The organism is Micromonospora sp. RP3T (genome assembly GCF_003027925.1).
In the GTDB taxonomy this organism is placed as follows: Bacteria; Actinomycetota; Actinomycetes; order Mycobacteriales; family Micromonosporaceae; genus Micromonospora.
Map to the genome: position 1 here is coordinate 14,322 of NZ_PYPS01000051.1, position 21,439 is coordinate 35,760.

Sequence of the window (21,439 nt, forward strand, 5' to 3'; positions counted from 1 at the left end):
ACCGGGATTGCCGAACGCCGCTTCAGGGAACAGAAGGGACACGATCCCGGACGACCACCTGGAGAGGTTGACGTGAAGATACGACGCTTCAGCGCCACCGCGTTCGCCGCGGCGCTGCTCATTCCCGGCCTGGCGGCCTGCAACAGCAACGGCACGTCCGACGCCTCCGCGACCCCGAGCGCCGGTGCCTCCGCCAGCGTCGCCCCCAGCGCCACGGCGTCCGGCAGCGCGGCCAAGCAGGCGCTGCTCGACTCCACCAACGCGATCCGGGAGGGCAACTTCCGGTTCGCCATGACCGGTGCCGGTTCCACCGCCGAGGGACAGGTGCATCAGCCAAGCCAGAGCGCCGAGATGCGGATGACGATCGGTGACCCGTCGTCGGACCTGATGATGAAGCTGGACCTCATCCACGCCAAGCCGGACAGCTGGGTCAAGCTGGAGCTGGGCGGCACCGCCGCCACCCAGATCCCCGGCGTGAAGAACCTCAACACCGGCAAGTACCAGCACCTCGACCAGAGCCGGATCAAGGGCAACCGGGCGCTGGGCTTCGACTTCGAGAAGATCGACCCGGCCGGCAGCGCCGTGCTCACCCAGGGCATCACCGACGTACGGCAGAGCGGCGACGGCGCGTACGAGGGCACCGTCGACGTGTCGAAGGCCGCCGAGGCGGGCTCGCTCGACCCGGCCGTGATCACCGCGCTCGGGGCGCAGGCCCAGTCGGTGCCGTTCACCGCCAAGGTCGACCCGCAGGGCCGGCTCAGCGAGCTGGTGCTCAAGATCCCGGCCGCCGGCCAGAGCGCCGCGCAGGACGTCAAGATCACCTACAGTGACTACGGCACCGCCGCCGCGGCCCAGAAGCCCCCGGCCGACCAGGTCGTCGAGGCGCCGCCGGAGCTGTACAACCTGTTCAACTGACCGGAGGTCGTCCGGCTCGTCGCCGGTACGCCGCAGTGGCATCCCGACGCCGCTGCGGCGTACCGCTTCCGGGGCTCACTCCCCGGCGCGCTGCCGGGCGGCGTCGATGCGGGCCCGCGCGCCGTCCAGCCAGTGCTGGCAGACACCGGCGAGCTGCTCGCCGCGCTCCCACAGGGACAGCGACTCCTCCAGCGAGGTGCCGCCCGCCTCCAGCCGTTCCACCACCGAGGCCAGCTCGGCGCGCGCCTGCTCGTAGCTGAGCTGCTCGTCCTTGGTCTTCTCAGTCATCGGTCCCATCTCATCAGCCGTCGACGGTGGCGGTCAGCTCGCCCTCGGCGAGGCGTACCCGCAGTGGATCGCCCTTGGCCACCTCGGACGCCGCGCGGACCACGTGGCCGTCGGCGCGCTGGACGATGGCGTAGCCGCGGTCGAGCGTCGCCGCCGGGGAGAGCGCCCGCAGCCGGGCCAGCGTGTGCCGCAGGTCGTCGTCGGCGGCGCCCAGCCGGTGCGTCAGGCACCGGCCGGCGCGGTCCCGCAGCGCGGTGACCTCGACGGCCCGCTGGTCGACCATCACCTGCGGTCGGGCCAGCACCGGGCGGGAGCGGAGCAGGTCGACCCGGTGCTGCTCACGGTCGACGAGATGGCGTACGGCCCGCTCCAGCCGGGACCGGGCCTGGCCGATGAGGCGGACCTCCTCGGTCAGGTCGGGCACGATCCGTTTCGCCGCGTCGGTGGGCGTGGAGGCCCGGACGTCGGCGACGTAGTCGAGCAGCGGCGCGTCGGTCTCGTGGCCGATCGCGCTGACCACCGGCGTGCGGCAGGCGAAGACCGCCCGGCACAGCGCCTCGTCGGAGAAGGGCAGCAGGTCCTCGATGCCGCCGCCGCCCCGCGCGATGACGATCACGTCGACAGTCGGGTCGGCGTCGAGCACCTTGAGCGCGCCGACGATGTCGGGCACCGCGGCGGACCCCTGCACCGCCACGTTGACGGTGCGGAAGTCGACCGCCGGCCAGCGGCGGCGGGCGTTGGTCAGCACGTCGCGCTCGGCCGCCGAGGCCCGCCCGGTGATCAGGCCGACCCGGCCGGGCAGGAACGGGAGCCGCCGCTTGCGGGACCTGTCGAACAGCCCCTCGGCCGCCAGCAGCTTCTTGAGCTTCTCCAGCCGGGCCAGCAGCTCGCCGAGGCCGACCTGGCGGATCTCGTCGGCGCGCAGGCTCAGCGTGCCCCGCGCGGCGTAGAACTCGGGCTTGGCGTGCAGCACCACCCGGGCACCCTCGCGCAGCTCCGGCGCGCCCGCGTCGAGCACGTCGCGGTTGGTGGTGACGGTCAGGCTGAGGTCGGCCGACGGGTCACGCAGGGTGAGGAACACGGTGGCGGCGCCGGGCCGGCGGCTGATCTGCGCCACCTGGCCGTCGACCCAGACCCAGCCGAGCCGGGCGATCCAGGCGCCGACCTTCTGGCTGACCACCCGGACCGGCCACGGCTCCTCGGACGTGCTCCGCTCCGGGGGCGTGCTCCGCTCCGGGGGTGTGCCCCGACCCACCTCACCCGCGCTCACCCCGCCCACCCTACGGCCCGGGGCCGACAGGCCGGGCGAGGGCGCGGCGGGCGCACGTACCATGGTCGGGTGACTGACGCTGAGACGACTCCCCGGACCGGCAAGCGCGTGCTCCTGGCCAAGCCCCGCGGCTACTGCGCGGGCGTGGACCGGGCGGTGCAGACCGTCGAGGAGGCGTTGAAGCTCTACGGCGCGCCGATCTACGTCCGCAAGCAGATCGTGCACAACAAGCACGTGGTGCGCACGCTGGAGGCCCAGGGCGCGATCTTCGTGGAGGAGAACGAGGAGGTGCCGGAGGGCGCCACCGTCATCTTCTCCGCCCACGGTGTCGCCCCCGAGGTCTACGAGCAGGCCAGGGAGCGCTCGCTGAAGGCGATCGACGCCACCTGCCCGCTGGTCACCAAGGTGCACCACGAGGCCCGGCGGTTCGCCCAGCAGGACTACGACATCCTGCTCATCGGTCACGAGGGGCACGAGGAGGTCATCGGCACCGCCGGTGAGGCCCCCGCCCACATCCAGCTCGTCGACGGGCCGGACAGCGTCGACCAGATCACCGTGCGTGACCCGGAGAAAGTGGTCTGGCTCTCCCAGACCACGCTCTCGGTCGACGAGACGCTGGAGACCGTGGCCCGACTCAAGCAGCGCCTGCCGTTGCTCCAGTCGCCGCCCAGCGACGACATCTGCTACGCCACCTCCAACCGCCAGCACGTGGTCAAGGAGATCGCCCCCGAGTGCGACGTGGTGATCGTGGTCGGCTCGCGCAACTCCTCGAACTCGGTCCGCCTGGTCGAGGTCGCGCTCGACGCCGGCGCCCGCGCCGGGCACCTGGTCGACTTCGCCCACGAGATCGACGACGCCTGGCTGACCGGGGCCCGCACCGTGGGGCTGACCTCCGGCGCGAGCGTGCCGGACGACCTGGTCCAGGACGTGCTCGCGTACCTGGCCGAGCGGGGCTTCGCCGACGTCGAGGAGATCACCACCGCCGACGAGCGGCTGACCTTCTCGCTGCCGCAGGAGCTCAAGCGCGACATGAAGGCCGCCGCGGCGCGCGGCTGACCGGGAACGGATCCGGCGCCCGACGCGTCCAACCGACCATGAAGACTCCTCGGACGGTGCTCGTAGCCCTGATCGCCGGTGCCGCGCTGACCGCCTGCGCCGGCCCGGGCGACGAGCCCGCCAGCCCCAGCCCGAGCCCGACGGGAGCCGCCCCGGTGACCAGCCAGCCCGACCCCGCCCTCAGCGCGAGCCCCAGCCGCCCGAACCCGACCTGGAAGGGCGGCCCGTCCACGCCGCCCGGCGTCGGCGGCACCACCCTCAGCGGCACCATCCGCGCCGGTGTCGAGCCGAACTGCCTGCTGCTCGACGACCACCTGCTGGTCGGCGGCCCGCGCGACCTGCTCAAGGCCGGTGCCAAGGTGGAGGTCACCGGCCGTCCCGAGCCGGGCATGATGACCACCTGCCAGCAGGGCACCCCGTTCGTCGTCGAGTCGGCCCGCCCCGCCTGACACGTTCCGGGCCCACGGCGACCCGTTCGGGGCCGGGCCATCGGAGGCACGCAGGAGCCCCGCCCCCCGGACCGGGGGACGGGGCTCCGTCGTACCAGCGGCTAGTTGACCGCGTGGATCTGCACCGAACCGCGGCCGACGACCGCGCCCTCGGTGGTGGTGACGGCCATGTCACCGAACAGCTCCCGGCCGGCGGCCGGGGTGGCGAGCGCGGTCACCGCACCGGTGAGGGTGGCGGTGGCGCCGTTGGCCAGGGACAGCGGCGTGGCCGGCGCGGAGAGCGAGCCCAGCGCCGGGGACGCGAACGAGTCACGGTAGTCGTACGCCGTGCCGCCCGCGGCGACCGCGTAGCCCTCGATGACCACCCGGTAGGTGGCGGCCACCGGGTTGGTCAGCGTGACGGCCTCCTCCGAGTCGCCGTCGGCGGATCGGCCCACCTCGGTGGTGCCCCGGAAGATGTACAGGTCCAGGTCGGCGCCGAGGTCGGCGGTGTTGCCGATCCGGGCGGAGAACGAGGTGGTCCCGGCCGGGATGTCCACCGTGTACTCCTGGGTCGCGCCCTCGGTGATGGTCGGCCGCTCGGCGCGCACGCTGGACAGCGGGCCACCGACGCCGGTCACCTGGACCGGGCCGAACGTGTTGGTCAGGTTCCAGCTCACCGGGGCCGGCGTGCCGGCGGTCACCGACGGCAGTTCGACCACGGCGGGCTCCACCTGCACGCCCTGCACCCGCGCCTGGAGCGTGAACGGGTTGTCCAGCGCCGGCGACGTACGCCGCGACTCCACCTCGATCTCCCAGACACCCGGGATCGGGTTCTGGTAGTCGCGCTCCTGCGGCTTGCAGGCGGCAGCGTCGGAGAAGTTGGTGTAGCAGGCGGTGCTCGCGGTGCTCTCGACCGGCACGCCGTACGGGTTGATGGCGATGAACCGGGTCTGCGAGCCGGTCGCGATGCCGGACAGGTTGACCTGGAGCGCGCCCGCGCCCTGCGGCACCGTCACGAAGTACGACGTGAAGCTGTTCCGCTCGACCGAGCCGTTGGCCGAGAACGAGTACGCCGGGCCGGTCACCGCGTTCGAGGCGACCACGACGGTGGCGACCTCGAAGTCGACCACCGAGGTGGCCGGGTCGTCGACGGTCATGATCGCGCCGTGCGCGCCGACGGTCATCGGCTTGGCCTTCACCTTGACGGTGACGGTCGAGTTCAGCGGCAGCCAGACCTCCTTGGGGGCGGTCCAGGTGCCGTCGTTGCCGCGGAAGTCGACCAGGTGCTTGACGCCCCGGTTCGGGCCGCTGGTGCGGGTCAGCTTGACCTCGTAGTAGCGGCTCTCCTTGGCCTTCTGCCCGCCCCGGTCGGCGGCGCAGCGGTTGTAGACGCCGGTGCCCACGTTCGGGTTCGGCACGAACGTGCCGGAGGCCCGGTCGTAGCGGGTCAGGTTCGGCGACAGCTCGGTGCAGACCGCGGCCTCGGAGGTGTAGGTGCGGGTCTGCACGCCCTGGGCGAGCAGGCCCCACGCGTCGGGCACGTTCACCATGCCGTAGCCCTGGGCGTACGTCGGGACGCCCGCGATCGGCTTGGCCGACGTGTAGACGGCCCGGCGCAGCGCGGCCGGGGTGACGCCGGTGCCGGTCGCCTTCGCGGCCGACAGCAGCAGCGCGGCGGCGCCGGTGGCCTGCGGGGAAGCCATCGAGGTGCCGTTCAGCATCTGGTAGCCCGGGGGCAGCGGGTAGCCCGCCTCCGGCACCGGGCCGCCGGCCTGCCAGGTCGGCGCGGTGGAGATGGCCGAGCCGGGGGCGGTGATGTTCGGCTTGAAACCGCCGTCCTCACGCGGGCCGCGGGAGGAGAAGTTGAACAGCCAGTTGTCCTTGCGGACCACCGAGCCGTAGTTGGCCAGCCAGGTGTCCTTGCTGACGTTCGCCGCGACGCTGACCACGTCGGTGGCGACCGACGGGTCGCCGACGGTGTTCAGGCCCGGGCCGGAGTTGCCGGCCGAGATGAACAGCTGCACACCGTAGGTGTTGATCAGGTCGTTGTAGAGCACGGCGCGGGCGTTCGCCCCGTCGTTCAGCGCCGGCAGGCCGCCGATCGACATGTTCACCACGTCGACCCGGCGGTTGACCACCAGGTCGACCATGCCGGTGGTGAGCGCCGCGGCGGTGCAGCCGCCGCCCCAGGAGCAGGCCCGGGCGGAGACCAGCTTGGCACCCGGGGCGGCGCCGTCGAAGGCGCTGTTGCCCAGCATGTCGTTCGCGGCGGTGATGCCGGCGACGTGCGTGCCGTGGGTGCTCTCGACGATGCCGATGTTGACGTAGTCGACCAGGCCGGGACCGCCGACCGGGGTGGTGTCGACGTTGCGCCGGTACTCGACCACGAACGGAATCTGCTCCCGCACGTCGGTGGCCGGGTTGTCGGTGCCGAACTGGCCGACCTGGAACTTCTCCTTGTACGGCCGCATCACCGCGTCGTCGGTGAAGTCGTTGTTCTGGTTCACGTCGACGCGGATGTCACCGTTGGCCGGGTTGTAGAGGATGCCCCAGGCGTCGGTGGTGTCCCCGTCCCGGTTGACGTCGCCCCGCGCGTCGCTGCCGGCGGTGATGTTCTCGCGGAACACGTTGAACTTGTAGGTGCCGGCCGGCGCCGTCCAGGTGCCCAGCGAGTTGCTGAACGTCGGACCGGTGACCTCGGTGGTCATCGGGCGCCAGGACGCGTCCTCGAGCGGGTCGGTCGCGGTGACCCAGTCGACGATCTTGCGCTCGCCGGTGGTGGTCTGCTGGAGGGCCGGCTGGTTCAGGTCGACGCCCGAGTCCATGATGCCGATGGTGACGCCGCGGCCGTCCCACTCCGGGTGGGCGGCCTTGAACGCCTCCGCGCCGGTCTCGTTGGTCGGCATGTACGGGTTGACCGCGCCGGTGTCCCCGCCGGGTCCGGCCAGCGTCTCACCCTGCTCGGCGGCCTTGGCGCCGTTCGGCGCGGCCTCCGGCGTCGGGTCGGGGAGCGTGATGGTCTCGTCGAGGTCGGCGGCGGCGACGCCGGGCAGCGTGGCGGCCTTGAGCGCCTTGGCGGTGGGGACCTTGGCCAGCACGTAGCCGACCTGGTCGTACCGCTGGCTCACGGTGGCGCCGAGGCCCTTGAGCCCGTCGACGACCTTCTTGGCCGAGCCCTTCTTCGCCGCGATGATCATCGTGACGGTCGGCGCGTGCTTCGCCTCGGCCGCGTCGAGCAGCTTGGCGTCGTGGGCGCCCAGGGCCTTCGCGGCGGTCGGCTGCGAGGGTCGGGGGGCGGCGGGGGCCGCGCTCGCGGTCGCGGCGCCACCCCCGACGGTCATGGCCCCGGCCGCGAGGACCGAGGCGAAGAGCGCGGCGGAGGGGCGCCGGCTCCGATTGCGGGGTTGACTCACGTTCTCTTCCTCCAGAGAACAGGGCCCTTCAGGGGACAGGGCGCGTGTGACGCAGATCCTTCGTGGCGTGTCGAGTCGTGTCACTACCGAGGTTGGCTTTGTGACCACTCCGTGACAAGGATCGGCCGTCATCGTCATGCCGACCGTGTTAGACGTCGATGCCTGCCGACCGTTCGGCCGATGTGGACGGGCCGTTCAGCAACTCCGGCGCCTGCGGCTGCCGGGGCGCCAGCTCGACCTGCGCCGGGGCGGCCAGCTCGTCGCCCGAGACGCCCAGCTCGGCCAGCTTGCGTGCGCTGACCAGCACCCGGGCCTCCAGCGAACCGACCGCCCGGTTGTACGCCGTCACCGCCCCGCCCAGCGAGCTGCCCAGCTTGCCGACGTGGTCGCCCAGCGTGGACAGCCGCCCGTACAGCTCACGGGCCAGCGAGTGGACGGTGGCCGCGTTGCGCGCCAACGCCTCCTGCCGCCAGGAGTAGGCGACCGTCCGCAGCAGCGCCACCAGCGTGGCCGGCGTGGCCAGCACCACGTTGCGGGTGAACGCGTGCTCCAGCAGCGAGGGATCACGCTGCAACGCCACGTCCAGGAACGGGTCGGCCGGCACGAACAGCACCACGAACTCCGGTGTCTGGTCGAACGCCGTCCAGTAGGACTTGGCGGCCAGGCTGTCCACGTGTGCCCGCAGGTGTCGCGCGTGCGCGTCGAGCTGGGTGTCCCGCCCGCGTTCGTCGCGCGCTTCCATCGCGGTCAGGTAGGCGTCGAACGGCGCCTTGGCGTCGACCACCACCGTGCGCCCGCCGTGCAGCCGCACCACCAGGTCGGGACGGACCCCCTGGTGCTCGGTGGCGGCGGTGACCTGCTCGCTGAAGTCGCAGTGCTCCAGCATGCCGGCCGCCTCGACGATCCGCCGGAGCTGGTGCTCGCCCCAGCGCCCCCGCACCTGCGGCGCGCGCAGCGCGGCGACGAGCTGCTTGGTCTCGGTGCGCAGCTCACCGGAGACCGTGCTCATCGCGCGCACCTGCTCGCGCAGCTCGGCGTAGGCGTCGACCCGGTCGTGCTCCAGCTCGGCGACGCGTTGCTCGTAGCGGCGCAGCGAGTCGTGCAGCGGCGCGACCGCCCGCGCCACCGCCTCCTGCGACTGCGCGGTCGCCTCGTAGCTGAGCGCGCGCATCGACTGCTCCAGCCGCCCCTCACCCTCCCGGGTGGCCGCCAGCGTCGCCTCCAGCCGGGCCACCTCGGCCGCCGACCGGGCCCGCGCCGCGAGCCAGCCCACCGCGCCGCCGGCGGCGAGGCAGAGCACCACCACGGCCAGCGTCGAGAAGCTCATGCCGGAGAGCTTGCCAAACGGGTACGACGTGCGCGAGCTGGGTACGTTCGAGGTCATGGAAGGTGCCCTGTGGCTGTTCCTGGTCCTGATGCTCGGAGGTGCGTTCGTGTTCTGGCGGTGGGGGAGCAGGTCCCGGCGGGCCAACGAGATGGCCGACGCGCGGGCCGAGGCGCAGCGCTGGTACGAGCGGCTCGGCGGCCAGCTGATGAACCTGCACGGCGACGCGCCGGCGGTCCGGCAGGCGCTGGCCGACGCCGGTGAGCGCTACAACGCCGCCGGCTCGCAGCTCGAACAGGCGCGTACGCCGCACCAGTTCGCGTTGGCCCGGGAGACCGCGCTGGAGGGGCTGGCGTACATCCGGGCGGCGCGTACGGCGATGGGCATCGACCCGGGCCCGGAGCTGCCGCCGCTGGCCGCCGCCCGCGGGGTCGGCCAGCTCACCAAGGAGCGTGAGGTCAACGTGCAGGGCCAGACGTTCCGCGCCGGCCCGCAGCCGGGCAGCCACACGCCCTACTACTACCCGGGCGGCCACATGCAGGGCCGGCCGGTGCCGGCCGGCTGGTATTCCACGCCGTGGTGGAAGACCGCGCTGGGCGCGGGCGCCGGGGTGCTCGGCGGCATGCTGATCGCGGACGCGCTCTTCTCGCCCGCGTTCGCCGACCCCGGCTACGGCTACGAGTCCGGCTACCAGGAGGGCTTCCAGGACGGCTTCGGCGACGGCCAGGACTACGGCGACCCGGGCGGCGGCGACTTCGGGGACAACGACTTCGGCGGTCAGGGCGACTACGCCGGCGGTCAGGGCGACTTCGGCGGCGGCGACTTTGGTGGCGGCGACTTCGGCGGCGGCGACTGGTAGCCCGCGCCGCTGGCGTTAACAGGGGCCCCCGCCTATGCAGAATGCGTTAAGCGGGGGCCCCTCCTTACACCTCAGCCGGTGTTGCGCATGCCGGCGGCGATGCCGTTGACGGTGGTCAGCAGCGCCCGCTCCAGCGCCGTGCCGTCGCTCGGGGCGCGCCGGCCGCCCGGCGCGGTCGCCACCGCCCGCCCGGCGGCGCCGGACTCGCGGTACTGCCGCAGCAGCGCCACCTGGAGGTGGTGCAGCGGCTCCAGGTAGGTGTCCCGCACCGCGAGTGTGCGCTGGAGCACCGGCGAGTTCTCCAGCAGGGCCGGCGAGCCGGTGACCGCCAGCACCTCCCGCTTGGTCAGCTCGTACTCCTCCTCGATCGTGGCGAAGATCGGGTGCAGCTTCTTCGGGACCAGCGTCTCCACGTAGCGGCGGGCGATGCTCAGGTCGGTCTTGGTCAGCATCATCTCGACGTTCGACAGGAACGTGCGGAAGAAGTGCCAGTTCCGGTTCATCTCGGCGAGCACGTCGGCCAGCCCCGCCTCCCGTGCTGCGGCCAGCCCGGAACCCACGCCGAACCAGCCCGGCACGATCTGCCGGGTCTGCGTCCAGCCGAACACCCACGGGATGGCGCGCAGGCCGGACAGGCCCGCGCCGGTGTTCGGGCGCTTCGCCGGGCGGGAGCCGATGTTCAACGCGCCGAGCAGCTCGGTCGGCGTGGACGCCCAGAAGTAGGCCGGCAGGTCCGGGTCCTCGACCAGGGAGCGGTACGACCGGAACGCCGAGTCCGACACCACGTCCATCGCCGCGTCCCAGCGCTCCAGCATCTCGGCCGGCTGCCGGGGCGCGGTGTGCAGCAGCGTGGCCTGGAGCACGGCCGCCACGGTCAGCTCCAGGTTCTCCCGGGCCAGCGCCGGCAGCGTGTACTTGTCGGAGATGACCTCACCCTGCTCGGTCACCTTGATCGCGCCGTCCAGCGTGCCGTAAGGCTGGGCCAGGATCGCCTCGTGGGTGGGGCCGCCGCCCCGACCGACAGTGCCGCCCCGACCGTGGAACAACCGCAGGTGTACGCCGTGTCGGGCGGCCACGTCCCGCAGCGCGCGCTGGGCCCGGTGGATGGACCACTGGCTGGTGGTGATGCCCGCCTCCTTGTTGGAGTCGGAGTAGCCCAGCATCACTTCCTGCACGTCGCCCCGGGCCGCCACCAGCGCCCGGTAGGCCGGCAGCGACAGCAGCTCGTCGAGCAGTTCGCCGCCGGTGTTCAGCTCGGCCGGCGTCTCCAGCAGCGGCACGATGCCGATCCGGGCCCGCCCGGTCTGCACGTCGACCAGGCCGGCCTCGCGGGCCAGCACCACCGCGGCGAGCACGTCGTCCACGCCCAGCGTCATGGAGATGATGTACGACTCGATGACCTCGGGACCGAACCGGTCCTGTGCCTCGCGGATCGCGGAGAACACGTCGAACGTCTTGCGGGCCGACTCGGTGAGCGGGCTGTCCTGGGTGGAGAGCGGCCGGCGACCGGTCAGCTCGTCGGCGAGCAGCTTGGTGCGCTCCAGCCGGGTCAGCGACGGGTAGTCGGAGACCTCGCCGACCGTCTCGTAGAGCTGCGCCAGCACCTCGTGGTGCTTCTCCGCGTGCTCCCGGATGTCCATGGTGGCCAGGTGCAGCCCGAACGCGGAGACCGTACGGATGGTGGAGGCCAGCCGCCCCACGGCGGTGAGCTGGCCGGAGTTGCGGGCCAGCGAGGCGCGCAGCAGCTCCAGGTCGGCGATCAGCTCGGTCGCGCCCCGGTAGTCGCGGCCCGGCACGTGGCCGGTGCCGGCGCGCAGCCGCTCCCGGGTGTTGGCCAGCTTCGCCTTCACGCAGCGGGCCTTGAGGCGGTAGGGCTCCTCGGCGTTGACCCGGCGGAACCGGGGCGCCACCTCGGGCAGCGCGTCCAGGTCCTTCGCCAGGCTGGCGGAGAGGTCGAGCGAGACCGCGCGCAGCCGGCGGGAGACGCTGACCTCGCTGATCAGCTCGTCCATCGCCTTCTCGGTGGCCTCGATGCCGTGCTCGTGCTGGATGCGCAGCACCTCGCGGGTGACCGTCGGGGTGACGAACGGGTTGCCGTCGCGGTCGCCGCCGATCCAGGTGCCGAACGTCAGCGGGCGGGCCGTCGGCGACGTCTCCACACCGAGCGTGCGCAGCGTGTCGGCGAGGTCGTCGAGGACCTGCGGGGCGGCCTCGGCGTGCAGGTCGCGCAGGTAGTAGATGGCGTTGCGGGCCTCGTCGGTCGGGTCCGGCCGGTCCAGCCGCAGCTCGTCGGTCTGCCACATCAGGTCGAGCAGCTCGGCGAGGCGGCGGTTGGCCGGGCCCTCGTCGCTGGCTCCGTAGAGGATGGCGTTGGCGGTCTCGGCGTCCAGCTCGTCGGCGACCGCGCGCAGCTTGGACAGGATGGACCGGCGGGCCGCCTCGGTGGGGTGCGCGGTGAACACCGGGCGGACGGCGAGTCGGCGGGCCGCGGCGGCGATCTCCTCGGCCGGCACGCCACGCTCGGCGATCATCTTGGCCGCCTGGTCCAGCCAGCCGCCGTGGGTGGCGCGGCGCCGGCGCAGGTCGCGGGCGCGGTGCACCTGCTCGGTGATGTTCGCCAGGTGGAAGTAGGTGGAGAAGGCACGGGCCAGCTTCGTGCCGGTGGTGACGTCGAGCCCGGCGAGGCGTTGCGCGGCGGCCGGCGCGTCGGAGCGGACCTGGGCGCGGATCTCCTCGACCAGGTCGAGCAGCGGGCGGCCCTCCTGGCGGGCCACGGTCTGCCCGAGCAACGTGCCGAGGCGGCGGATGTCGGCCCGGAGAGCGGCGTCGGGGCCGTCGTGGTCGTGCTGGTCGGTCACGGGTGCGCTCCTTACGCGAGGACGAAGGACAGCGCTGTCCGACTCCCCTGGATGGTATCCGCGCGGGCCGCGGACGGAGGAGGGGGACGGCGTGATGATCTGCACTCTGGGATGCGCCGGCCGGTCACCTGTCGACGGCGGTGTGCCGTCCCGGACCGGTCCGCGCGGCCCGTCGCCGGGCCCGGAACACCGTGGCGGTGAGCAGCCCGACCAGCCCGGCGACCACCCAGACCAGCAGCCCGGTCAACGCCCAGCCGCCACCGCGCCAGTCGAAGTAGACGGCCGACTTGAACAGGTCGGTGGCGAGCCCGGGCACGTTCCAGCGGTGCATCCCGCGCAGGAACGCGGGCAGGAACTCGGGCGCGTAGATGCCGCCGGAGCCGGGGTTGCCGAGCACGACCAGCAGCAGGATCACCAGCCCGGTGCCGAGCAGGCCGAGCCACGCCTGCACGGCCGCCGCCACCATCCCGGCCGCGAACGCGGCCAGCGCGCCGACCACCGCGATGGTGCCCACGTCGTGGTCGAACACGTCCAGCACCGGCCCGACCAGCACCGCCCCGATGGTGCCGAGCAGGATGGAGTGCACCGCGAGCGTGGCGATCCGCAGCCCGGCCTGGCGCGGCCCGCGCGGGCTGGTGCCGAGCGAGATGCCCAGCGCGGTGGAGGCCAGGTAGCCGCCGAGCACCACGCCGACCGCCAGGTAGAACGGGACCAGGCCGCGCGGGTCCCCGGCGGACACCGGCACCTCGTCGGTGACCTGCAACGGCACCCCGGCCTGCCGGGCGGCCTGGGTGAACACGTCGGTGACCAGCTCGGTGGCGGCGGGCGCGCCGGCACTGGCGGTGGCCAGGGTCAGGCCGCCCGGGGCGGAGCTGAGCACCGCGTACACGGATCGGTCGTTGAGGCCGTCGACGGCGCGGGCCTGGCTGTCGTACCCGACGGGTTTGATGGTGTTCGTGCGGGCGCGGACGGCGGTCATCACGGCCTGCGCCTGCTGGTCGGAGGTCACCACGGCGACCGGCAGGTCGCGTGGTTCCGGCTTGTGCAGCGCGCCGACGTAGGCCGCGATGAACGCGCTGGCCAGCGCCAGGGTGCCGAGCACCAGCGCCGCGGTGCGCGGCAGCCAGTCCCGGGTCCGCAGCTGCGGCTCGTCGTCCACGGGCCCAGCCTATTGCCGGCATGTGCCCCATTTTTGCGGTTTCGTCGGGCGGAATTCGCTGGCGCCCGCCGATAGCGTTCGGATCATGACGGCACCGCGTTATCCCACCAAGCCGCAGCCGGGCGACCGGGTCGCGGTCGTCTCACCCTCCGCCGGCCTGCCGGGTCTCTTCCCCCACGTGTACGAGCTGGGCCTGCGCCGGCTCCGCGAGGAGCTGCACCTGGTGCCGGTGGAGTACCCGACCACCCGCGTGATGGGCGCCGACCCGCGCGACCGGGCCCGCGACCTGACCGCCGCGTTCGCCGACCCGACGATCACCGCGGTGCTGGCCACCGTCGGCGGCGACGACCTGATCACGGTCACCCCCTTCCTCGACGACGACGTGCTGCGCGCCAACCCGAAGCCGTACCTCGGCTACTCCGACAACACCAACGTGCTCAACCATCTGTACCGGCTGGGGATGGTGGCCTACCACGGCGGCTCGGTGCTGGTGCACCTCGGCCGGCCCGGCCGCCCGCACCCGCTGACGTTCGACTCGCTGCGGGCGGCGCTGTTCACCTCCGACTGGTACGACCTGACGCCGGCCGCCGAGTGGGGCGACGAGCCGCTCGACTGGCAGGACCCGACGACGCTGACCGGGGAGCCGCCGATGTTGCCCGGCGCGGGCTGGCGCTGGCACGGGCCAGCCCGGGTGGTGCGGGGCCGCACCTGGGGCGGCAACCTGGAGATCCTGCACTGGCTGGCGGCGGCCGACCGGGTGCCGTCCGCCGCCGAGTTGGCCGGCTCGGTGCTGCTGCTGGAGACCTCGCAGGAGATGCCGTCCGCCCAGGAGGTCTTCCGGATCGTGCGCAACCTGGGCGAGCGTGGCCTGCTGGCCGGCTTCCCGGCGATCGTGGTCGGCCGCCCCAAGGCGTGGGACTTCGGCCGGCCGCTGTCCGTCGCGGAGCGGCTGGCCTGGGGTGGGGAGCAGCGGGCGGCGATCCTGCGGGCGATCGGCCCCTACGTCGACGACCCGGTGGTGGTCTTCGACGTCGACCTCGGCCACACCGACCCGCAGCTGATCATCCCGTACGGCGGCGAGATCCTGGTCGACGCGGTCGAGCGGCGGATCGCCGTGCGCTACTGACCCCGCCCGAACACACCGGCGCGCCTCGTAGATCTTGGCAAGCTTTCGTTCACCGCGAACGAGATTTCGCCAGAAGCTGGCCGTGATCCCTGGGGGCGGGCGGGGCGCCCGGTGGAACGGTGAGGTGGTGGGGATCTTTCGGGTGGTCGCGGTGCGTTCGCCACTTCGGCGAGGTGGTGGCATCGCGGGTGCCGTGATCCCGCCATCTCGGCGAAGCGGAGTGGATCTTGCGCGGGCGAGGCGGGGCCGTCAGACGGTGGCGAAGGCGCGGACCGGGAACGTGCCCATGCCGGCCACCCTCGGTGGGGCGGCGGTGAACCGGAAGCCGCTCGGCGGCAGCCCGGACAGGCCGGTCAGGTGTTCCACGATCGGGATGCCGGCGGCCAGCAGTGTGCTGTGTGCCGGGCGCTCACCGGCCGCGGCCGGGCTCATGTCGTCGATGTTGATCGAGTCGATGCCGACCAGCGCCGCGCCGGCCTCGACCAGCCAGGAAGCGCCGTCGCCGGTCAGGAACGGCGCGTCCGCGGCGGCGTACCGGTCGGTGCCGAAGTGCGTGTCCCAGCCGGTGTGCAGCAGCACCGCCCGCCCGGCCACCTCGTACGGGGCGAGCAGCAGGCGGTCCACCGCGCGGACCCCGGCGGGTACGCGGACCACCACGCCGGGCAGGTCGGCCAGCCGGTCCAGGGGCATCCCGGCCAGGTCGACGCCGTCCGCGAAGCGGTGCGCCGGCGTGTCGACGTACGTGCCGGTGTTGGCGACCATGTCGATGCGCCCGACGTGGAACTCGACGCCCGGCGCGTACCGCTGGCGGGAGGTCTCCCGGGTGAGCCAGTCGGTGATCCGCGGCCCCGGCCAGCCGGGCAGCGTGACCAGGCCGTCGCTGATCTCGTGGCTCAGCTCGACCAGCCGCCGCCCGTCGGGGGCCGGGACGGCGACGCCGCGCCCGCCCTTGTGCGGCTCCTCGACGACGGTCCGGTTGGTGATCCGCACCTCGCCGACCATGAGCAGCCCGAGGTGCCGGACCAGCAACGCGGCCAGCTCGTCGTCGGTGATCCCGGGGTCGGGCACGTCCAGCCGGAACCCGTCGGTGCGCAGCCCACCGCCGTTGGCGAAGAACACCTCGGCGTCGAAGACCGCCCGATACTCGCCCATCCGTCCACCGCACCACGCCGAGCCAAGGTCGTCAAGATCGAAAATTGGCCCGGGGCGGATCGTCGGGGGAGAGGGATAGGCTCGACGGGTGCACACCCCCCGTCCGGCTGGACGCGGGGTCGTCGTCGTGTGTCGAGCCGTTGGAAGTGATCACTGATGCTCACCGGACTCTTTGCCGCCGCGCTGGCCGACCCCGGGCTGGCCCGGGCGCGTGACCTGGCGCGCTCCGGTGCCGCGCAGGTCGACGGCCTCGACCTCACCGCCCCCGCCGCGCTGCGCCCGTTCGCGGTCGCGGCGGTGGCCGCCGACGAGCAGGGGGCCGGGCGGCCGGTGCTCGCGGTCACCGCCACCACCCGGGAGGCCGACGACCTGGTCTCGGCGCTGGGCAGCCTGCTGCCGCCGGAGCAGGTGGCGGTCTTCCCGTCCTGGGAGACGCTGCCGCACGAGCGGCTCTCGCCCCGCTCCGACACGGTCGGGCGGCGGCTGGCCGTGCTGCGCCGGCTGGCCCACCCCGACTCGGCCGACGCGCACGGGCGCACCGGGCCGCTGCGGGTGGTCGTCGCGCCGGTCCGGTCGCTGCTCCAGCCGCAGCTCAAGGGCCTCGGCGACCTGGAGCCGGTGCAGCTCGCCGCCGGGGAGGAGGCCGACCTGGAGGACGTCGCCCGCCGGCTCACCGACATGGCGTACGCCCGGGTCGACCTGGTCACCAAGCGTGGCGAGTTCGCCGTGCGCGGCGGCATCCTGGACGTCTTCCCGCCCACCGACGAGCACCCGTCCCGGGTCGAGTTCTGGGGCGACGAGGTGGAGGAGATCCGCACCTTCGCGGTCGCCGACCAGCGCACCATCGAGGGCGTGCCGCAGCTCTGGGCGCCGCCCTGCCGTGAGCTGCTGCTCACCACGGAGGTCCGGCAGCGGGCCGCCGCGCTCGCCGCCGAGCACCCCGAGCTGGCCGAGATCCTCGACAAGCTGGCCGAGGGCATCCCGGTCGAGGGGATGGAGTCGCTCGCGCCGGCGCTGATCGGCGACGACGCGCTGGAACTGCTCGTCGACTGCATGCCGGCCGGCACCCACGTGCTGCTCTGCGACCCGGAGCGCATCCGCACCCGGGCGCACGACCTGGTCCGTACCTCGGAGGAGTTCCTCCAGGCGAGCTGGGCCGCGGCCGCCGTCGGCGGCCAGGCCCCGGTCGACCTCGGCGCCGCCGCCTTCAAGACCCTGGCCGAGGTACGCACACAGGCCCGCGCCCTGCGCCAGCCCTGGTGGACGCTCGCCCCGTTCGGCCTGGTCGAGGCCGACGCCGCGCCGGCCCGGCAGCCCTGGGAGGACGCGCCGGCCGCTGTCGACGTCACGCCCGACGACGCCATCGCGGTGAGCCTGGCCGCCCAGCCGGCTCCGCTCTACCACGGCGAGACCGCCCGGGTGGTCGACGACCTGAAGCGCTGGGCCGGCGAGGGCTGGTCGATCGCGCTGGTCTTCGAGGGGCACGGTCCCGCCCAGCGGGCCGTCGAGGTGCTCCGGGACGCCGGCCTCGGCGCCCGGCTGGTGGAGGAGGTGCCGGCCGCGCCCGCCCCCGGTGAGGTGCTGGTCTCCTGCGGCTGCCTGACCGCCGGCTTCGTCGACGAGGCGTCCCGCTTCGTGCTGCTGACCGGCAACGACGTCACCGGCGGCCGGGGCACCTCCACCCGCGACATGCGCAAGATGCCCAGCCGGCGGCGCAACACCATCGACCCCCTCGAACTGCGGGCCGGCGACTTCGTGGTGCACGAGCAGCACGGCATCGGCCGCTACGTCGAGCTGGTGCAGCGCACCGTCAACGGCGCCAGCCGGGAATACCTGGTCATCGAGTACGCGGCGAGCAAGCGCGGCCAGCCCGGTGACCGCCTCTTCGTCCCCACCGACCAGCTCGACCAGCTCTCCCGCTACGTCGGCGGCGAGCAGCCCACGCTGCACAAGATGGGCGGCTCGGACTGGCAGAAGTCCAAGGCCCGGGCCCGCAAGGCGGTCCGCGAGATCGCCGCCCAGCTCATCCAGCTCTACGCGGCCCGGAAGGCGTCCAAGGGGCACAACTTCGGGCCGGACACCCCGTGGCAGCGGGAGCTGGAGGACGCGTTCCCCTGGCAGGAGACGCCGGACCAGATGGCCGCCATCGAGGAGGTCAAGCGGGACATGGAGCAGACCGTCCCGATGGACCGGCTGATCTGCGGCGACGTCGGCTACGGCAAGACCGAGATCGCGGTCCGCGCGGCGTTCAAGGCGGTGCAGGACGGCAAGCAGGTGGCCGTGCTGGTGCCCACCACGCTGCTCGTGCAACAGCACTACAACACGTTCGCCGAGCGGATGAGCCAGTTCCCGGTGAACATCCGGCAGCTCTCCCGGTTCCAGACCCCCAAGGAGTCCGAGCGGACGCTGGAGATGGTCGCCGAGGGCACCGTCGACATCGTCATCGGCACCCACCGGCTGCTCCAGGCGGCCACCCGGTTCAAGCAGCTCGGGCTGGTCATCATCGACGAGGAGCAGCGCTTCGGCGTGGAGCACAAGGAGCACCTGAAGACGCTGCGCGCCTCGGTCGACGTGCTCGCCATGTCGGCCACCCCGATCCCGCGGACGCTGGAGATGGCGATCACCGGCATCCGGGAGATGTCCACCATCGCCACCCCGCCGGAGGAGCGGCACCCGGTGCTCACGTTCGTCGGGGCGTACGACGACCGGCAGGTGGCCGCGTCCGTGCACCGCGAGCTGCTCCGCGACGGGCAGGTCTTCTACCTGCACAACCGCGTCGAGTCGATCGACAAGGCGGCCCGCCGGATCCGCGAGCTGGTGCCCGAGGCCCGGGTCGCGGTGGCGCACGGCCAGATGGGCGAGGAGGCGCTGGAGAAGGTGATGGTCGGCTTCTGGGAGAAGGAGTTCGACGTCCTGGTCTGCACCACGATCGTGGAGTCCGGCATCGACATCCCGAACGCCAACACGCTGATCGTCGAGCGCGCCGACCTGCTCGGCCTGGCGCAGCTCCACCAGATCCGCGGTCGGGTCGGCCGGGGCCGGGAGCGCGCGTACGCGTACTTCCTCTACCCGCCGGAGAAGCCGCTCACCGAGAACGCGCACGAGCGGCTGGCCACCATCGCCCAGCACACCGAGCTGGGCGCCGGCATGTACGTGGCGATGAAGGACCTGGAGATCCGCGGCGCCGGCAACCTGCTCGGCGGCGAGCAGTCCGGCCACATCGAGGGCGTCGGCTTCGACCTGTACGTGCGGATGGTCGGCGAGGCGGTGTCCGCGTTCAAGGGCGAGCACGCCGAGGAGGAGGTGGACGTCAAGATCGACCTGCCGATCGACGCGCACCTGCCGCACGACTACGTCGGCGTGGAGCGGCTGCGGCTGGAGATGTACCGCAAGCTCGCCGAGGCCCGCGACGCCGAGCGGCTGCGCGAGGTGGTGGCCGAGATGACCGACCGGTACGGCGAGCCGCCGGCCCCGGTGCAGAACCTGGTCGCGGTGGCGAACTTCCGGCTGCTGGCCCGCCGCTACGGCCTGACCGACGTGTCGATGCAGGGCAAGCACATCCGGTTCGGCCCGCTGCCGCTGCCCGACTCGAAGCAGATGCGGCTCAAGCGCTACCACCCCGACTCGGTCTACAAGCAGGCGCTCGACCAGGTCAGCGTGCCCCGGCCGAGCACCCGGCGGATCGGCGGCGAGCCGCTGCGCGACCAGGCGCTGTTGGAGTGGTGCGCCCAACTCCTCTCCGATGTTCTGGGGGAACCTGCGGCGGCGCAGCCGGCCGGGGCGGGGGCGCGGTGAGGTGGGCGGCGTCACAGCCGGATACGGGGCGTGAGAGAGTGACCGTCATGCGTGCTCGCCGTCTTGTCGCCGTCGCCAGCGTGGCGGTCGGCCTCGTCGCCCTCTCCGGTTGCCGTACCGAGCCCGGGGTCGCCGCCTACGTCGGCGACACCCGCGTCACCGAGGATCGGGTCACCTCGATCCTCGACGAGGTCCGGGACGGCCTGGCCAGCCAGCCGGCCACCGCTCCGCAGGCCGACGCGTTGCTGCCGGCCCGGGACCAGGTGGTCGCCACCCTGGTGCTGTCCGACGTGTGCCGGGAACTCTCCGCCGACAAGGGCTACCAGCCGCAGGGCCAGGTGACGCCGGAGCAGGTGGCGCAGCAGACCGGGCTGCCCGCCGACGCGACGTACGCGAAGAAGGTGGCCGAGTTCTACACCTGCATGTCCGGCCTGCCGGCCGGCGAGCCGGCCGCCCCCACGGCCGAGGACCTGGCCACCGTGATCGCGGCGGGCCGGGCCGCCGGCGCCATCCCGCCGGACGTGAAGGACGCCGACGCGGCCAGCCAGCTCGACGGGCAGCAGCTCCGCTCCGCGCTGGCCACCCGCAAGGTGCTCGCCGACGCCATCGGCGGGTACGACGTCTCGGTCAACCCGCGCTACCGCCCGCTGGCGTTCCCGCTGCTCAGCTTCAAGGGCGACGTGCCGGCGGTGGCCGTGCCGCTGGGCGAGCCGGGCTCGTCGGTCACCGACGTCTCCACCCCGGAGCCGGAGACCGGTGAGTCGGTGCCGGTGATCGACCCGTCGGCGGCGCCCGGCGCATGACCGCGCGCATCGTCCTGCTGGTCACCTCGCCCCGGCTGCCGGCCGGTCTGCTGACGTCGGCCGCCTGGGACGCCGTACGCTCCGCGCCGGTCCTCACCGGCGCGGAGAGCGAGCTGACCCGGGCGGTCCGGACGGCCGGCGCCGAGGTGCGCGTGGTGACCGAGGGCGCGACGCAGGCGCTGCTGGACGCCGCCGCCACCGAGGGCGGCGCGGTCTGGCTGGCCGGCCCGGCCGGCGACGAGGCACTCGCCCGCGAGCTGGGGCTGCGGCTGGCCCGGCAGCCCGGCCTGGCCGAGCTGGAGCTGATGTACGGCTCCTGGGATCCGCCGGGTGCCCGGCTGCTGGACGCGGTCGAGGTGATGGACCGGCTGGCCTCCCCGGGCGGTGATCCGTGGAAGCGGGCGCAGACGCACCGCAGCCTGGCCCCGTTCCTCCTGGAGGAGTGCTACGAGGCGTACGACGCGATCGGCGCCGACGACACCGACGCGTTGCGCGAGGAGCTGGGCGACGTGCTGCTCCAGGTGCTGCTGCACGCCCGGCTCGCGGAGGACCTGCCGGAGGGGGAGAGCTGGACCGTCGACGACGTGGCCGGCGGCCTGGTCGACAAGATGGTGCGGCGCAACCCGCACGTGTTCTCCGGCGAGCGGGCCGGCTCGATCGAGGAGATCGAGGCGAACTGGGAGCGGATCAAACGGGCCGAGAAGACCCGTGACTCGGTGCTGGACGGCATCGCGCTGAGCCAGCCCGCGCTGGCCCTGGCCGCGAAGATCCTGGACCGCGCCGGCCGGGTGGGGCTGGCCGTGCCGCCGCCGCTGGCCGAGTCCCAGGTGGACGCGGAGGCGCGGCTCGGCGCGAGCCTGCTGGCCACCGTCGCCGCCGCCCGGCAGGCCGGCATCGACCCGGAGGCCGCGCTCCGCCGCGCCACCCTGGCGTACGCCGAAGCGGTCCGCGCCGCCGAACGCGCCTGACCCGCTTCGTCGATCTTGCACC

Annotated in this window: 15 protein-coding genes; 8 read left to right on the top strand and 7 right to left on the bottom strand. The window is 73.3% G+C overall.

The features are described from left to right. Nucleotides 1-72: 72 nt before the first annotated feature. Nucleotides 73-915, top strand: a complete 843-nt coding sequence (locus C8054_RS29010; RefSeq protein WP_107162339.1) for a hypothetical protein — start codon at nt 73-75, stop codon at nt 913-915. Nucleotides 916-990: 75 nt separating this feature from the next. Here C8054_RS29010 and C8054_RS29015 read toward each other — a convergent pair whose 3' ends face one another. After that, on the bottom strand, nt 991-1,203 hold the full coding sequence (locus C8054_RS29015) for an exodeoxyribonuclease VII small subunit (RefSeq protein WP_107162340.1): 213 nt from the start codon (nt 1,201-1,203) through the stop codon (nt 991-993). Nucleotides 1,204-1,216: 13 nt separating this feature from the next. After that, the gene (gene xseA / locus C8054_RS29020; protein WP_233220230.1) at nt 1,217-2,482 is read right to left on the bottom strand and encodes an exodeoxyribonuclease VII large subunit; all 1,266 of its coding nucleotides are present in this window, start codon (nt 2,480-2,482) and stop codon (nt 1,217-1,219) included. 60 nt (nt 2,483-2,542) lie between these two features. On the opposite strand from xseA, the gene C8054_RS29025 reads away from it, so the two are divergent. Beyond that, nucleotides 2,543-3,529 (top strand): 4-hydroxy-3-methylbut-2-enyl diphosphate reductase, encoded by a 987-nt coding sequence (locus tag C8054_RS29025; protein ID WP_107162341.1) that lies wholly within the window; start codon nt 2,543-2,545, stop codon nt 3,527-3,529. A 38-nt stretch (nt 3,530-3,567) separates the two neighbouring features. Continuing rightward, the gene (locus C8054_RS29030; RefSeq protein WP_107162342.1) at nt 3,568-3,978 is read left to right on the top strand and encodes a hypothetical protein; all 411 of its coding nucleotides are present in this window, start codon (nt 3,568-3,570) and stop codon (nt 3,976-3,978) included. A gap of 101 nt (nt 3,979-4,079) precedes the next feature. On the opposite strand, the gene C8054_RS29035 is transcribed toward C8054_RS29030, so the two are convergent. Together C8054_RS29035 and C8054_RS29040 are read right to left on the bottom strand one after the other, a co-directional pair. Further along, nucleotides 4,080-7,373 carry a S8 family serine peptidase gene (locus C8054_RS29035; protein WP_107162343.1) on the bottom strand — a complete coding sequence of 1,098 codons (3,294 nt, stop codon included), beginning with the start codon at nt 7,371-7,373 and terminating at the stop codon, nt 4,080-4,082. 148 nt (nt 7,374-7,521) lie between these two features. After that, nucleotides 7,522-8,700, bottom strand: coding sequence for a DNA recombination protein RmuC (locus C8054_RS29040; RefSeq protein WP_107162344.1), 1,179 nt, complete (start codon nt 8,698-8,700; stop codon nt 7,522-7,524). 55 nt (nt 8,701-8,755) lie between these two features. Here C8054_RS29040 and C8054_RS29045 point away from each other — a divergent pair, with 55 nt between their 5' ends. After that, nucleotides 8,756-9,556 carry a hypothetical protein gene (locus tag C8054_RS29045; protein WP_107162359.1) on the top strand — a complete coding sequence of 267 codons (801 nt, stop codon included), beginning with the start codon at nt 8,756-8,758 and terminating at the stop codon, nt 9,554-9,556. 71 nt (nt 9,557-9,627) lie between these two features. Here C8054_RS29045 and ppc read toward each other — a convergent pair whose 3' ends face one another. After that, entirely contained in the window at nt 9,628-12,414 is a 2,787-nt protein-coding gene (gene ppc, locus C8054_RS29050; RefSeq protein ID WP_107162345.1) for a phosphoenolpyruvate carboxylase, read from the bottom strand. Between the two features lie 124 nt (nt 12,415-12,538). Further along, the gene (locus C8054_RS29055) at nt 12,539-13,573 is read right to left on the bottom strand and encodes a hypothetical protein (RefSeq protein ID WP_107162346.1); all 1,035 of its coding nucleotides are present in this window, start codon (nt 13,571-13,573) and stop codon (nt 12,539-12,541) included. Between the two features lie 85 nt (nt 13,574-13,658). Between C8054_RS29055 and C8054_RS29060 the strand changes: the two genes are divergently transcribed. Further along, nucleotides 13,659-14,699, top strand: a complete 1,041-nt coding sequence (locus tag C8054_RS29060) for a S66 peptidase family protein (protein WP_107162347.1) — start codon at nt 13,659-13,661, stop codon at nt 14,697-14,699. A gap of 249 nt (nt 14,700-14,948) precedes the next feature. Here the strand turns inward: C8054_RS29060 and C8054_RS29065 are convergent, their stop codons facing one another. Further along, nucleotides 14,949-15,851 carry a cyclase family protein gene (locus tag C8054_RS29065; protein ID WP_107162348.1) on the bottom strand — a complete coding sequence of 301 codons (903 nt, stop codon included), beginning with the start codon at nt 15,849-15,851 and terminating at the stop codon, nt 14,949-14,951. Nucleotides 15,852-16,007: 156 nt separating this feature from the next. Between C8054_RS29065 and mfd the strand changes: the two genes are divergently transcribed. Genes mfd through C8054_RS29080 form a run of 3 tightly spaced genes read left to right on the top strand, consistent with a single transcriptional unit; the run spans nt 16,008 to nt 21,417 of the window. Continuing rightward, entirely contained in the window at nt 16,008-19,646 is a 3,639-nt protein-coding gene (mfd, locus tag C8054_RS29070) for a transcription-repair coupling factor (protein WP_107162349.1), read from the top strand. 47 nt (nt 19,647-19,693) lie between these two features. Beyond that, complete coding sequence (locus C8054_RS29075) at nt 19,694-20,449, top strand: hypothetical protein (protein ID WP_107162360.1); 756 nt, start codon at nt 19,694-19,696, stop codon at nt 20,447-20,449. Beyond that, nucleotides 20,446-21,417: a nucleoside triphosphate pyrophosphohydrolase gene (locus C8054_RS29080; RefSeq protein WP_107162350.1), complete on the top strand. Its 972-nt coding sequence runs from the start codon at nt 20,446-20,448 to the stop codon at nt 21,415-21,417. The genes C8054_RS29075 and C8054_RS29080 overlap by 4 nt, the downstream gene beginning before the upstream one ends. Nucleotides 21,418-21,439: the final 22 nt, after the last annotated feature.